Origin of the sequence: Nocardia ninae NBRC 108245, from assembly GCF_007990755.1 — a bacterium.
Classification (GTDB): Bacteria; Actinomycetota; Actinomycetes; order Mycobacteriales; family Mycobacteriaceae; genus Nocardia; species Nocardia ninae.
Genome location: NZ_BJXA01000136.1, coordinates 1 through 14,121, shown reverse-complemented (window position 1 = coordinate 14,121; position 14,121 = coordinate 1). Strand labels below are relative to the sequence as shown.

The 14,121-nt window shown below is 68.6% G+C and carries 11 protein-coding genes; 9 read left to right on the top strand and 2 right to left on the bottom strand.

Features of this window, described 5'->3' with window-relative positions:
- The 5 genes from NN4_RS43120 to NN4_RS43100 form a co-directional block, all read left to right on the top strand.
- Positions 1-515, top strand: a 515-nt coding sequence (locus tag NN4_RS43120; protein ID WP_147143846.1) for an ROK family protein, incomplete at its 5' end; no start/stop codon positions are given.
- Between the two features lie 196 nt (positions 516-711).
- Positions 712-1,521 (top strand): SAM-dependent methyltransferase, encoded by an 810-nt coding sequence (locus NN4_RS43115; RefSeq protein WP_147143842.1) that lies wholly within the window; start codon positions 712-714, stop codon positions 1,519-1,521.
- A 53-nt stretch (positions 1,522-1,574) separates the two neighbouring features.
- Positions 1,575-2,849, top strand: coding sequence for a sensor domain-containing diguanylate cyclase (locus NN4_RS43110; protein ID WP_147143839.1), 1,275 nt, complete (start codon positions 1,575-1,577; stop codon positions 2,847-2,849).
- A gap of 57 nt (positions 2,850-2,906) precedes the next feature.
- Positions 2,907-3,635, top strand: coding sequence for an NIPSNAP family protein (locus tag NN4_RS43105; protein WP_147143836.1), 729 nt, complete (start codon positions 2,907-2,909; stop codon positions 3,633-3,635).
- Positions 3,636-3,797: 162 nt separating this feature from the next.
- Positions 3,798-4,895 carry a CSLREA domain-containing protein gene (locus tag NN4_RS43100; RefSeq protein ID WP_186818905.1) on the top strand — a complete coding sequence of 366 codons (1,098 nt, stop codon included), beginning with the start codon at positions 3,798-3,800 and terminating at the stop codon, positions 4,893-4,895.
- 163 nt (positions 4,896-5,058) lie between these two features.
- Here the strand turns inward: NN4_RS43100 and NN4_RS43095 are convergent, their stop codons facing one another.
- Complete coding sequence (locus NN4_RS43095; protein WP_147143830.1) at positions 5,059-6,315, bottom strand: phthiocerol/phthiodiolone dimycocerosyl transferase family protein; 1,257 nt, start codon at positions 6,313-6,315, stop codon at positions 5,059-5,061.
- A gap of 277 nt (positions 6,316-6,592) precedes the next feature.
- On the opposite strand from NN4_RS43095, the gene NN4_RS43085 reads away from it, so the two are divergent.
- Positions 6,593-7,093, top strand: a complete 501-nt coding sequence (locus tag NN4_RS43085) for a CGNR zinc finger domain-containing protein (RefSeq protein ID WP_147143824.1) — start codon at positions 6,593-6,595, stop codon at positions 7,091-7,093.
- A 4-nt stretch (positions 7,094-7,097) separates the two neighbouring features.
- Here the strand turns inward: NN4_RS43085 and NN4_RS43080 are convergent, their stop codons facing one another.
- On the bottom strand, positions 7,098-8,459 hold the full coding sequence (locus tag NN4_RS43080; RefSeq protein ID WP_147143821.1) for a DUF2252 domain-containing protein: 1,362 nt from the start codon (positions 8,457-8,459) through the stop codon (positions 7,098-7,100).
- Positions 8,460-8,684: 225 nt separating this feature from the next.
- On the opposite strand from NN4_RS43080, the gene NN4_RS43075 reads away from it, so the two are divergent.
- The 3 genes from NN4_RS43075 to NN4_RS43065 all read left to right on the top strand — a co-directional run.
- On the top strand, positions 8,685-10,043 hold the full coding sequence (locus NN4_RS43075; protein ID WP_186818904.1) for a flavin monoamine oxidase family protein: 1,359 nt from the start codon (positions 8,685-8,687) through the stop codon (positions 10,041-10,043).
- A 235-nt stretch (positions 10,044-10,278) separates the two neighbouring features.
- A complete protein-coding gene (locus NN4_RS43070; RefSeq protein ID WP_246181424.1) occupies positions 10,279-10,620 on the top strand; it encodes a hypothetical protein in 342 nt (113 codons plus the stop codon).
- A 126-nt stretch (positions 10,621-10,746) separates the two neighbouring features.
- Positions 10,747-14,121 (top strand): MnhB domain-containing protein (locus NN4_RS43065; protein ID WP_147143815.1); only part of this gene is annotated, 3,375 nt, incomplete at its 3' end.

Genomic DNA, 14,121 nt, shown 5'->3' with positions numbered 1-14,121 from the left:
AACTGCTCGGCGGGGAGGGCGGCTACGCGGGCGAGGTCGGCCACGTGATCGTCAACCGGAACGGGCGGGCCTGCGCGTGCGGGTCGCACGGCTGTCTCGAGGTCGAGGCGGGCGAGCTCGGCTTGATCGCCGCCGCGGGCCGCGCCGACCCGGCGGGCCGGGCCGCGGTCGAGGCCATCGTGGAGGCCGCGGCGCGCGGTGACTCGACGGCCAGGGACGCTCTGCACCAGGTGGGCGACTGGCTCGGCTACGGCGTGGCCAACCTGGTCAATATCTTCAACCCGTCGATGGTGGTCTTCGGCGGCGTGCTGCGCGAGATCTACCTCGCCTCGGCGGCTCAGGTGCGCAGCCGGGTAGCGGTCGACGCTTTGCTCGCGGTCCGCGAGCGGGTGCGGCTGCGCACCTCCGCGCTCGGCGGCGACGCGACCCTGATCGGTGCCGCGGAGCTGGCCTTCACCGAGGTACTCACCGACCCGGTGCAGACGCTGGCCAGAATCGCCGCGTCCCGCGCCTGAAATCGGGTGCGGCCTCGCGCATTCGCGCTCGCAAGCGCTCCGAGCGGGCCACCCGTCGTCGGCGGCGAGCTTCCCGCTGGTCACCAAACCCGACTACTATGCGCAGACCACCGTTCGGGTGATCAAGCGCACCGTGCCCGAGTGGGTCGGCCGATCCGATGGCGGTGTTCGAGCGTGAGCAATAAAGGGGTTTTCGATGGATAGGCCGGCGTGGGCGCCCGAAGGCGTGGATATGCAGCAGGCAAGCCCGGCACGGATGTATGACGCGCTGCTGGGTGGTTCGCACAATTTCGAGATCGACCGCAAGGCCGCCGAGATGGGCAAGTCGCTCGTGCCGGACCTGCCCAGGCTGGCGCTGAGCAACCGGGCGTTCCTGCGCCGCGCGGTGCGATTCCTGGCCGATTCCGGGATCCGCCAATTCCTCGATATCGGGTCGGGAATCCCGACAGCCGGAAATGTGCACGAGGTGGTGCACGCCATCGATCCCGATATCCGGGTGCTCTACGCGGATATTGATCCGGTGGCCGTCGCCCATTCGCGCGCGATTCTGCGCGGCAACAGCCGGGCCGGTGCCGTCGAGGCCGATCTGCGCAAGCCGGCCGAGCTGCTCGACAAGGCGGCCGAGACCGGCCTGATCGACTTCGACCAACCGGTCGGCCTGCTGCTGGTCGCGGTGCTGCACCTGCTCGCGGACAGTGACGAGCCCGTCGCCAAGGTGGCCGATCTGCGCGCCGCCGTCCAGCCGGGCAGCTACGTCGCCATCTCCCATCTCACCTCCGAAATGCGGCCCGAGGACGCGGGCAAGCTGGGCGCCAATGCCTCCGATAAGAATCGAATTGGTATCCATTTCCGTAATCGCGAGGGAATCGTCGCTATGTTCGAAGGATGGGACCTGATCGAGCCCGGCGTGGTCGAGTTGCCGGTCTGGCGCCCGGAGTCCGAGCGAGATCTGCACGAGGCACCGGGCCGTTCGCTCGGTCTGGCCGGCGTCGGTCGAAAGGCCTGAAGCGCGAAGACGAACCAGCAGGGGGTCCCTGAGTGGGGTCGCATGAGCTAGCGATGCGGTGGGCCGAGGCGCTGGACGGCGCGGTGGCCCCCACTCTCACGCGGACCCAGATCGAAGCCATGCTCGCCGGATTGAGTGAGGCGCTCGAAGCGGTGGTGCTCGGCACGGCCGAACTCACCGTCGCCCGCGATGCCGCCTCCGTACTGGTCGCGGCGAACTACCGCGACGCGGTGGCGGTCAGTCGGTCGGTGGTGGTCATCTGCCACGACCTGGTGGCCGACATCTGTCCGACCATGGTCGGGCCGAACTATGAGCGGATCCGCGACCGGGCGGTGCTCACCGCCGCCGAGTTCGCGGCGGGCTTCACCGCGGCCCTGCGGACCGCGGCGCTCGCTGAACAGGAAGCCACCCTGGTGGCGACCTTGGCGGCGGCGCAGGAGGCCGAGGCCAAACGCCAGCTCTCCGAGGCCAGGTTCGCCGCCGTCTTCGCGGGCGCCTCGGTCGGCATCGGCACCATCGATGTCACCGGCAAGGTGCTCGACGCGAACCTGGCGATGGCCGAAATGCTCGGTCTGCCAGTGGAACTCATGCCAGGCCGGGCCGTGGACGAACTGCTCGGCCCGGCGAACATCGGCTACGCCTTCGCGGAGCTGCAACGGCTGCTCAGCGGGGCGTCCGACCGGTTCCGGCTGGAGACCGAGCATCTGCGCCCGGACGGCGCCATCACCACCATCGACCTGTCCATGTCGGCCGTGCGCGACAGCGCCGGGCAGGTGCGGTTCCTGATCGGGGTCGCGGTCGACATCACCGAACGCAAGCAGCTGGCCGACCGACTGTGGCACGACGCCAACCACGACAGCCTCACCGGTCTGCCCAACCGCACCTTGTTCTTCGACCGGCTGGCGAACGCGAGCCCGCCGATCGGCGTGTGCTATCTCGATCTCGACGGATTCAAAGAGATCAACGATGTCTGGGGACACACGGTGGGGGACAAGGTGCTTCGGGTGGTGGGCGAGCGATTACGCGCGGCCGTCGGCCCGGTCGACGGACTGGTCGCCAGGCTCGGCGGCGACGAGTTCATCGTGCTGATCGAAAAGTGTACGGGCGCAGATAAATTGACCGAGATATCCGGCTGGTTGTCGCAGGCGCTCGTCGAGCCGATGGAGGTGGAGGGTCATCTGGTGACCGTCGCCGCCAGTATCGGCACCGTCTTCCTCGACGACGTGCCCACCGCCCCGGACCAGCTCATGCACGCGGCCGATACCGCGATGTACCGCAACAAGGCCGCGCAGACCATGCGCGAGTCGCGGTTCCGGCAGCGGAAGTAGGCGATCCACCGAAAGTGGTGGGTAGTGGTTGTCGGTGCTCGGTGGCACCGTGAGCCGATGACCGAAAATATCTGGCCGGTGGTCGAACTCAGGCAGTACACCCTGCGCCCGGGGACGCGAGACGTGCTGATCGAGCTGTTCGACGGGGAACTCGTCGAGACCCAGGAGGCCGTCGGCATGCGCATCGTGGCGCAGTTCCGCGACGAGGACGACCCCGATCGGTTCGTCTGGATGCGCGCCTTCCCCGATATGGCTGCCCGCGGCGCGGCGCTGAATGCCTTCTATATAGCGGGGGCAGCGTGGCGGACGCATGCCCCGGCGGCGCGAGCGACGATGGTCGACACCACTGATGCGCTGTTGCTGCAGCCCGCCTCGGCGACTTCTGGTTTCGTGGTGTCGGGGACTCGGCCTGGGGTGCACGCGACCGACCTGCCGGAGTCGCGGGTGCTGGCCACCGTCTACTACCTCGATACGCCGAAAGAAGAGTTCGCCGAATTCTTCGACGCCAGAGTGCGGCCGGTGCTGGCCGCAACCGGTGCGCCGCCGATCGCCTGCTACCTGACTGACCCCACGCCGAATACCTTTGCACCGCTGCCTATTCGGGAAGAGAACGTCTTCGTCTGGTTCGCTCTGTTCGACAACGCCGACCGCCGCACCGCCCATCTCGACCAGCTGGCCGCCGCCGAGGTGTGGCACACGGAAGTACAGCCGGAGCTGGCCGAGCGGCTGTCCGGCCCACCCGAGCAGCTGCGTCTCGCACCGACGGCCCGCTCGATGCTGCGCTGACCGGCCGGCCTCGTCGACATGCCCAGTGCGATTGTGCAATAGCGAAGGAACCGCCGGACCCACCACGGTGCGGGTTTCGGTTCTGTTAGAACCGAAATGACTGAGACAGTGCCCAGAACGCACTGTCGACCCGGAGTAGTCGTGCCGAGAGTGGTTGGTCGGATGAAGATCTCGTCGATATCGATGATCGGTGTCGTATTTCTCGGCACGCTGTGCGGAATGCCGGATCGCGCGGCGGCGCAGACCGGCTCGGCGGGGGCGTCGCCCGAGGTGTTCACCGTGACGACCACCGCCGACGGTGCGGCGGCGAATCCGTTCGAGGGACGGTGCCGCACCGACGCGGGGGAGTGCACGTTGCGCGCCGCCGTGCAGGCCGCGAATGTCCGGCCGGGCAGCATCATTCGGGTGCCCGAAGGCCGGTATGTGCTGACCATCCCGCCTAATTTCTGGAATACCAACGGCCCCTTCATCGATCCGGCCACCGGCGATCTCGACGTCACCGCCGACACCACCATCGAGGGCGCGGGCCAGGACCGCACCGTCATCGATGCCGGGCACCGTGATCGCGTCATGTTGACCACCGCGCGGGTCGCCCTCTCCGGACTGACCATCACCGGCGGTAATGCCGCCGAGCACGAGATTCCGCTGTTCGAGACCGGCGGCGGCGGAATCGCCAACTCCGGCAAGCTGATTCTCGACCACGTGACGGTAACGGGAAATGCCGCCGACTATGGCGGCGGCATCTTCAACATTCCCGTGGCCGACATGAAGGTCACCGACAGCATCATCACCGCCAACGCGGCGGGCGAGGCGGGCGGTGTCCGCTGCGACAACACCTGCACCTTCACCCGCACCGAGATCACCGACAACCATGTCGTCAACCCGCGCACCAAGTGGTACCGCTTCGGCGGATTCGCGGGCCGCGGCGGCGGACTCGACATCCGAGGCGTCGGCGAGGTGGTGCTCATCGACTCTTTCGTCCTGCGCAACAGCGCCGACGAAGGTGGCGGCGGCATCAATATCGCCCCCGCCTACCTCGACAGCCTGCCGTACCAGTTCACCGATGTCGTCAATCCCGGTATGGGCAAGCTGATCCTGCGCGGCTCGACCATCGCGCAGAACACCGCTGGACTCGGCGAACAGAACTGCAAGAAGGTGTTCGCCGTCATCCTGTCTACCGGTGCCAACCGCAGCAACGACTACTCCTGTGACCTGACCGCCACCGGCGACGAGGTGCGACCGGACGTGGGCGCGGGCTGAAACCCGCACAACCAGAAGGGAATCCGCGATGGGTTCGTTCAATGCAGGCGACTGGATGACGGTACTCGGTCAGGGCTTCGCCTGGGTGATGTCGATGCTCGTATCCGGTGCCACCGCAGGCTCCTCCTGATCAACCGGCCCATCGCGGTCGGTGCGGCGACCCCTAGGCGGCGCCGACTTCGCTGACCGCGTCCAGATGCGCGGCCAGCAACCGTACCCGCCGCTTCTGCTGCGCGGTCGTCTCCACCGGATGGTGGATCTCGATGCTCAGCTGGTCATCGAACGTGCTGATGATGATGGTGCCGCTGGGCTGCTGTAGTCGATGCCCGGCTTTGTCCGGCTTCGCGATCATGACCGTGCGAAAATCGTCGATCCGCAACCCGTCGGGCAACTGCGGCCGGTCGATACGCCCCCAGTTGGTGGCCAGCACGATGCCGGGCGCGCGCGGCGGTGGGCCGGACGCGATATCGGGGATGTGCAGCGGTGTCTGCTGCACGACGCCGGTCGCCAGCCCGCTGCGTAGGCCGTCGCTGATGGCACGGCCCAGTTCGACCAGGGTGGTTCCGGCGCCGACGGTGGGAACGAAGTCGGCGAAGCCGAGAACGTTCGTTCCTTCGGTGTAGCCGATCGCGGGCGTGACCCGGTTGCGCAGGTCCACGGAGTAGGTGTAGCTGAGTTCGGTCAGCGGCAGCTCGCGCAGTTCGGCCTCGGTGAGCAGGATTGCGGCCGAGGCCAGTCCGTTGATCGTCGTCCCTTCGCGGTGCGCGAGGTCGGCGAGCGCGGTGGTCTCCTGTTTGGTCAGGCGGCAGCGTGCCGTCAGCGGCAGCAGATAGGAGTCGTCGGCTGCGACGGGCGCAAGGACGCGGGGTGCTTCGGCAACCATCAAGGTTCGAGCCGACACCGGGAGTCCGGACATTTTCTCGACGCATCGGGCAAGCAGCAGGTCCTCCACCGCATCCGGAAACCGGTGCGGTTCCAGCATGGGCGCGCGCCCATGGCTGACTTCGGTGTAGCAGGACCATAACTCGGCGAGCACGGCCAGTGAATGGCACGCGTCCGCGATGCTGTGGTGGGTCACCAGCGTGACCCCGGTGCTGTCGCCGTCCCGAACCACGCACAATGCGGCCAGCGCCGTGCGCTGGTCCAGCCGCGCACCGCTGAGCAATAGTTCGGGATTCCCGTCGACGACGGTGAATTCCGGTGCGCTGCGGGGTGATTCGACGATGACGTGGCCGCGACCGTTAGCCTCGAGATGGGCGCCGAACGCCGGGTAGGCGTGCACCACCGCCTCGTACGCAGCCGAGAGCGCGGTTAAATTCAACCGACCGGACAGTCGCATCGAGTAGCCGACGAGGACTTCGCTACCGGCGAAGATCTCTTCGCTCGGTGCCAACGGCCGGATGACGGTAGCCGTGGTCATGTCGAAATACCCTCCACATGAGACTGCCCATCGAGGCTAGCTCGAATGCCGGGCACTGCACGGTCTTTCGGGGTCATCACCTCTATGTGGTGTATCGCGCATACCGAACGAGCTGTTTCCCGTCGTTGCCACAACGAGACCATGCTCGGCGACCAGCCACTGCCCGCAGAGGCAGCGCAGGTAGCGGACGTCTCCGTGTGCGGACACCAGCGTCGGGGTGGGCCAGGAACAGGAGGGGCAGGTCAGGTCCATATGCCCAGCCTGCTGTAATGACTAAGTGCATTTCAACCCTTACGGTGGCGCGGCCGCCGAACTCGCCGCCCGGCTGGTGAACGCCGGCCGTAACCAGGATCTGCGGGAACTGCTCGCCGACTCGGGCTACAAACCGCTCGGCACCGTCACGGCCGCGCAGACCGCCGAGCTGCGCCGGTGGATCGCGGAACTCGACGCGGTCTTCGACGATCCCACCGTGCACCGGCTCAACGCGTTGCTCGCTGAAACGACCAGTCAGCCTTATATCTCGACGCACGACAGCCAGCCGCCGCACCTGCACTTCGCGCAGGAGAGCGCACCCGTCGACGAACGCGTCAAGGCCTACACCGCGGTCGGTCTCGCGGCACTGTTCTGCGCCGACCCGAATCGCATCGGCCGCTGCGCCCGCGACGGATGCGCCGAGGTCTTCGTCGACACCTCGCGCAACGGCCGGCGGCGCTTCTGCTCGACGCGCTGCTCGAACCGGGTGCACGTGGCCGAGCATCGCTCGCGGCGATCGGCCTGAGCGCTCAGTACGCCTGCTTCGCCGCCACGACGCGCCCGGAGTCGATGGCGTTGCGCAACGCTCGGTGGTCGTGGTGGGTCTGGTCGGCGTAGGCGACGGCGAAGTCGATCATCGCGCGGTCGAAGGTGTCGCTCGACCCGAGGTAGGAGGCGATAGCGACGCGGTCGCCGGAGCGAGCGTGCGCACGGGCGAGGGTGTGCCCGCACAGTGCCGCGTAGTCGCGCAGATAGGCGCGCGACATCTCCTCGATGTCGGCCGAGCCCTTCATGTCGCGCAGTTGGCGCCAGTAGTAATGCCGCCCGTCCGGACCGGTCGCCCAGCCGAGAAAAATGTCGCTGGCGGCCTGAGTGAGCCGTTGCCCGTGCACGACCCGGTGCCCCTGATTGCGGAACTTGCTCGCCGCGGTGTGCGGCGCGAGTACCGACTGTTCGGCCTCCTTCACCTGCAGGAACAGCGGGCTCTTGTTCATCCGCCCGGCCAGCAGGGCGACGAAGCAACGGGTGCCGACACTGCCCACGCCGACCACCTTGACCGCCAGGTCCAGCATCTCGTGCCGGTCGAGCAGCACCCGGCGCTCCTCGGCCACGCTGCGGCGATAGTCGCCGAACACCCGCTGGATCATTTCGGCGTCCAGCTGCCCGATCGGGATCAGCAGCGGTGGACGGTGCCGGATGCGCGGGACGCCGTCGGCGTCCGGCTCGGTCAACTTGGCCAGCGCCTGCAGGTTCGTGCGGGTCCGCGCCTCGGCGAGCGCTTGCTCGATACCCTTGCGGCGCTTGGGTTTCCGAGCCAGCGCCGTCAATTGGTCGGCATCGATCTTCTCGTACCAGACGGCCAGTTCGCCGAGCTCGGCCAGCCGGATCATCGCCTCCCGATAGGCGCGGGCCGCGGCGCCGACCGCGGTTTCGGCGTCGGTATCGGCGAACCCGTTGGCCCGTGCCGCCACCGCGACGCTGGCCGCCAGCCGTTTGACGTCCCATTCGAAGGGGCCGGGCAAGGTCTCGTCGAAGTCGTTGAGGTCGAAGACCAGTGCGCGTTCCGGTGAGGCGAACAGGCCGAAGTTGGACAGGTGCGCATCACCGCACAGCTGGACGGTCAGCCCCGTGTTGGGCGAGGCGGCCAGATCGGCGGCCATGATCGCGGGCGCGCCACGCAGGAACGGAAACTGCCCGGCCGCCATCCTGGCGTACCGGATGGGTACCAGCTCGGGTACCCGGGTCGCGGCTTGGCGTTCGAGCACGCTGATCGGGTCCGCCCGATCGGCAGGCGGCTCCCACACCCCCAGCGCCCGCCGTCCGACCCGCTTGCGCGCCCGCCGCCCCAGTTCGGCCGCGCCCGGTTCAACAATCGCCAAGGTTTCCGCCATCGTGCCAGTTTGTCACTCGATGGCAACCAACGAGCAAATCTGGCGCGAGTTTCCTAGCAAATCTAGAGCGAGTCGGGCAGCGTGGCCGGAGTCTTGCGCGGTGCTGCCTGCGACCGGATCGGCGGCGCGGCAAACAGGTTCGGCGATCGGGCACCGAGCGGTTGCACATCGGCGGACTGTGATCAACAGTGGTGTCCAATGGCGGTGGAGCGACGGGAGGCCGGCATGGACCACACGGACGTGGTTGTCGTCGGTGCCGGATATGCGGGATTGGCCGCGGCGCGGGCAGTGCGGGCCGGTGGCCGCTCGGTTGTCGTGCTGGAGGCCGCCGGACGCGCCGGTGGCCGGGCATTGACCGACCGGATCGCGGACGACTGGGCTGTGGACCTCGGCGCCCAATGGATCTCCGGCGCCCACACCAGATTCGCCGCATTGGCGCAGGAATACGGCGCGGACACCTACCCGGCACCCTCCGACGGCGCGAACCTGCTGGTCGAGGGCGCGGTCCGGCAACCGTTCCGCGGGGCCCGCCCGCCGCTGCCGCCGCTCGTGCTCGTCGTTCTCGCGCAGGCGATGTGGCGGATCGAGCGGCTCGCGGCGCGCATCGACCTCGCCCGCCCGTGGACCACCCCCGGCGCCGACCGGCTCGACGCGATGACCGCGGCGACCTGGCTGCGCCGCAACCTGCCCGAGCGACGGGCCAGGCATATCGCCGAGGTGATGGTCGGCGAGGAACTGTGCGTCGACGTCGGCAGCGTCTCGATGCTCGCCCTGCTGACCACCATCCGCGCCGCGGGCGGCGTCGAGGCGGGCGTGACGGCCGAGACGGTCACCCGTTTGTTCATCGACGGCGCCGACGGCCCGGCCCGCGCGCTCGCCGCCGAGTTGGGCTCCGCGCTGCGGCTGAACGCCCCTGTTACCTCGATTAGGCAAGTGCCGGAAGGTCTTTCGGTACGCGGCGAGTTCGGCGAGGTGCGGGCCGGTCAGGTGATCGTCGCGCTGCCGCCCGCGCTGGCCGGGCGGATCGGCTACGACCCGCCGCTGCCCGCCGCCCGCGACCACCTGACCCAGCGGATGCCGATGGGGTCGGTGCTGAAGGCGTTCGCCGTCTACGAGCGTCCCTTCTGGCGCGATGATCGACTCACCGGCCAGGCGTTGAATCTGCACGATCCGGTCCCGATCACCTTCGACGCGACCCGCCCGGGCGGCCCAGGGGTACTCGGCGCCTTGGTGCCCGGTCGCGCCGCGCATCGGCTGGCCGCGCTCTCCGCCGACGAACGCCGGGCCATGATCGTCGGTTCGCTCGTGCGCGCTTTCGGGCGCGCGGCCCGCGATCCGATCGATTGGCGCGAGAAGGTCTGGGCCGACGATCCCTACGCCCGGGGCGGGTACGGGGCGTTCTTTCCGCCCGGTGTGCTGACCAGCATCGGTTCGGCGTTGCGTCAGCCGATCGGTGCGATTCATTGGGCGGGGAGCGAAACCGCTACGGAATGGGCTGGCTATATCGAGGGTGCCATCCGGTCCGGCGAACGCGCGGCGGCCGAGGTACTAGCGGCCGACGGTGTCGCTGCCGTGCGGGAATAGCCGTGTCAATTCCCATGTCAGCTCGGGAATTTCGGTCCCGGAGATAACTGGTCAAACGTCCAGTTCGCGGGATGAATGATAGATCGATTGATAATGCCCGTACATATTCGTTTACGCTTCTCTGACGCGCCCCGCCATTCCTGGAGCCAAAAAGGCGGATTCGACCTCGGGAAATGGCGAATAGTGATCTCCGTTATGTTGACTGAGATTCCATCGTGCGCGAACCATGGACCGCATGGCACATTCAGCAAACCTTCAGCAAAGGGTGGTGCGGCGCAGCCGCACGGTCCCGGCCGCGGTGTTGGTGTTGGTGTTGTGCACAGTGCTGGTCGGCGGGTGGTTCGCCGGACCCGGCTCAGCGGCCGCGGATCCGGATCTGCCCGGTTGCGCCACGGACGTCTCGGTTCCCAATGAACTGACGGTGACCTGCGACCCCGGTTCCGGAGTCGGCGAGCACGCCTTCATCCGCTGTCGCGACCTACTCGGCATGCCGCACACCCATATCGGCGCCACCATCGGACCGGATGGTGGTTGGTCCAGGGCCAATTGTGCCCCGGCCGAAACCGGTCCGGTCTGATCCGGGCGGGGCTTTGTTTCCCCGATATCGCCTTCGCGCCGGAGCCCGCGAAACGCACTACGACAGGGCCATGGGCGCATCGTAACCAGCACGTCCTACGGACGGGTTCACGGAGAGGCTCCAGTAATGCGCGTAGTCACCAAGGATCGTCAAAGAGAAACCAAAGCTTCGGCACGGCACCGCAAGACGGTGCAGAAATCCCGGCGCGGAATGTATGCCGCCGCGACTTTCGCCTCCATGGCGACCGCCATGATCGGTGCAGGCCACGCCTCGGCCGATATCGAGTTGCCCGCTCCGCCTGCCGATCTGAACGGCGTGCTGTCCGGCGCCGGTGATGTCGCGGGACAGCTGCTCGACCCGGGACAGCAGGAAGCGCTGAACAACGCACTCGGCGCTGCGAGCGCGGCAAGTGCGAACACTCCGTTCGGCGACCAGGTGAACTCGGCGATCGATACCTATCGGGGCGGTGGAGGTCCGTCGCCCGAACCAACGTGGGGTGGCGGTCCAGCCGCTCAGAACGAGCCCGGCGCGGTCGTTTCAGAGGTGGCGGGCCGTGTCCCCGCACCGGTGGCCGACCTCGCCGCTACCGTCGCGCAAATCGCCGGATCAGGCATGCAGCTCGATCAGCTGGCCACCTGGGCGGACAAGACCTTCCCCGACGGCCCGATGCGCGGACCGGTCAACGACCTGCTGGCCTTCGTGCAGCAGGCCACCGAAATGGCCGGCACCCGGCGCAGCAGCGCGACCCCGGCCATCGACGACCTGATCGACCAGGCGCGCACCCTCTTCGGCTTCCCCAAGGACGGCCCGGACCCGGTCAAGGGTCTGCGTGACCTGCTCACTCCGACTGTGGGACAACAGCTTCCGGCCGCTCAGCAGTTGCCGCCCGGTCTGCTCGCGATCGCCGCGCCGGTCATCGGCCTGTTCGCGCCGCAGTTGGCCGGCCTCGCGCCGGTGCTCGCATTCCTCGCACCGCTGCTCGCCTTGGCCTCGAACCCGGCCGCCGCGATCGGCGCGGTGTTCACCCAGATCCGCGACGCCGTGCGCGGGCTGGTGTCCGATGCCAGGCAGCCCGCGGCGCTGCCACTGCTCGCGTTGCCGGTGATCGCGCTGTTCGCGGTGGTGCCGCTGCTGTTCGCGGGCGGGATCGGGGTCGCCGCCGTACTCACCCTCGGCGCGGTGGTGCTCGGCGCGATCCTGTTGGCCCCGTTGGCGATCGGTGCGCTGGTCATCGGCGGGCTCGTGCTCGCGGTACTGGCGATTCCGGTGCTGATCGTGCTCGCGGTGATCGCGATTCCGGTGCTGCTCATCGCGATTCCGGTCGCCCTCGTAGCGTTCGCGGTATTGGCGCCGGTCATTCTGGTCGGTGGTATCGCCGCGATCGCGGTGGCCATTGTCGGTGGAATCGCCCTTGCCGTAGGCGCTTTGGCCGCCGGGCTGGCGCTGAGTGTCGTCGGGTTCGTGGTGCTGACCGCGGCCGCGCTGCTGGCCACCGTCTTCGTGCCGGTCCTCGGACTGGTGGTCGCACCGCTGTTGTTCACCGGTGCGCTGGCCTTCCTTGTCGTCAGCCTGATCGCTACCGCGGTCGCGTTCTTCGGTGTGCTCGGAGTCGCCGGACTCGCTACCGCCGCACTGTTTGTCGGCGTCGGGCTGCTTTCGCTGCTCACCCCGTTCGGGCTCATCGCCGTTCCGATGCTGATCGCACTCGCGGCGGTCGCGCTGGTGGCGTTCGGCGCGGTCGGTCTCGCGGGCGGCGTGATCCTGGCCGTGGTGGCGCTCGCCGGGTTGCTGATTCTTTCGGTGGCGGGCGGTGCCGCGGTGACCGTGCTGCTCGCGCTTGCGGTGGTAGCGACCGCGATTCAGCTCGTCGCCGCGGCGGTGTTCTGGGCGGGGCTTTCCGCGGCGGGCATTCTGTTCGCCGCGCTCGGTGCGGTGGGTGTCGCGCTCGCGGTGGTCGGCGGGTTGATCGCCACCCTCGCGCTGGTCTTCGCCGTCCCGGTGCTCGGGCCGCTGCTGGCTCCGCTGCTGTTCATCGGGCTGGTCGCCATTCCGGCGGCGCTGGGACTCGCGGTGCTGTTCGGTGGGTTCGGATTGATCGCGTTCTCGGTGTTCGCGTTGACCGGGACGGTCCTGTTGGCGATCACCGGGCTGGCCGCGGCCACCCTCGTCGCGACGCTCGCGTTCATGGTGACCATGCCGTATGCAATCCCACTGATTCTGGTTGCCGCACTGGCCTTCTCGATCATCGCGGGCGCTGGCATCGGCGTGGTTGCTGCGGCGTTCACGGTGGTGACCTGGCTGGGCGGCGGGGCCATCGTGCTCGGACTGCTTGCGTTCGCGATCGCCGCGGTCGCCACGGTGTTCGCCGGCGGGCTGGTGGTCTCGGTGCTGTCGTTCGTCATGCTCAGCCTCGCGGCGTTGGCGCTGATCGTGATCAACCCGCCGCTCGCGCTGATCGCGCTGCCGCTGCTGTTCGGCGGGGTGCTGCTCGGCACGCTGGCGACCATCGGCACGGTGGCCGCGGTCAGCACGCTGCTCGGCGGATTCGTCGCGGCGCTCGGGCTCGGACTGGTGGGCGCCTGGATGTTCTTCGGCGTGCTGGCGCTCGGCGTGTTCCTGGCGGCGTCGGCGCTGTTCCCGCCGCTGCTGTTGGTCACCGTGCCGCTTGCGGCCGCGGCCTTTGCGGTCATGGCGGTGCTGGCGATCGCGACCATCGCCGTCGGCGGCGCCGGTCTCGGCGCGATCCTGTTGGCGGGCGGGCTGATTTCGGCTGTGCTCGCGGTGGCGGCGGTGCTGGCCACCGCAGCCGTCGCGGTGGTCGGGTTCGCCCTCGCCGCGGTGCTGACGCTGCCCTTCCTGATCTTCGGGCCGTTCGCGGTGGTGGTGTCGACGGCGCTGTCGCCGATCATCGCGCTCGCCCTGCTCGCGGTGTGGTCGCCGGTGCTCGTTGCGGGGCTGGTGGTCGCGGCGCTCGCCGTGGGCATCGGCCTGTTCGGCCTGGTCGGGTTGCCCGCACTGGCGGCGCTCATCGGGGTCTCGGTGGTTGCCGTCACTACGGCGCTTGCCATCACGCTTTTCGTCGGCAGTCTGTTGCTCGACTTCGCCACCCTCGGGGTCGCCGCGGCGGTGCTCGCGCCGCTGGTCGCCTTCGCCGGACTCGGTGCACTGGCGTTGTTCGCGCTTCCGGTGCTGGCCCTGCTCGCTGTTCCGGTGCTCGGCTTGGCCGCGCTGGGTGCGCTGGCCTTGGTCGCGCTTCCGGTGCTGGCCGTCGTCGCGTTGCCGGTGCTCGGGCTCGCCGCGCTCGGTGCGCTTGCCGCCGTGGCCATTCCGGTGATCGCGGTGCTCGCGCTGCCGGTGCTGGCGTTGCTCGCCCTGGTGGCGGTGCCGCTGCTCGCGGCGGCCGGACTGGCCGCGCTGGCAGCGACCTTCGTGGCAGGCGCGGTCGCCGGGGCGGCGGCCCTCGCGGTCGCGGTGCTCGGTGTCCTTGCGATCGGTGCTCCG

Coding starts and splice junctions, on each gene's coding strand:
- NN4_RS43115 (WP_147143842.1), top strand. CDS start 712: ATGGATAGGCCGGCGTGGGCGCCCGAAGGCGTGGATATGCAGCAGGCA.
- NN4_RS43110 (WP_147143839.1), top strand. CDS start 1,575: ATGCGGTGGGCCGAGGCGCTGGACGGCGCGGTGGCCCCCACTCTCACG.
- NN4_RS43105 (WP_147143836.1), top strand. CDS start 2,907: ATGACCGAAAATATCTGGCCGGTGGTCGAACTCAGGCAGTACACCCTG.
- NN4_RS43100 (WP_186818905.1), top strand. CDS start 3,798: ATGAAGATCTCGTCGATATCGATGATCGGTGTCGTATTTCTCGGCACG.
- NN4_RS43095 (WP_147143830.1), bottom strand. CDS start 6,315: ATGACCACGGCTACCGTCATCCGGCCGTTGGCACCGAGCGAAGAGATC.
- NN4_RS43080 (WP_147143821.1), bottom strand. CDS start 8,459: ATGGCGGAAACCTTGGCGATTGTTGAACCGGGCGCGGCCGAACTGGGG.
- NN4_RS43075 (WP_186818904.1), top strand. CDS start 8,685: ATGGACCACACGGACGTGGTTGTCGTCGGTGCCGGATATGCGGGATTG.
- NN4_RS43070 (WP_246181424.1), top strand. CDS start 10,279: ATGGCACATTCAGCAAACCTTCAGCAAAGGGTGGTGCGGCGCAGCCGC.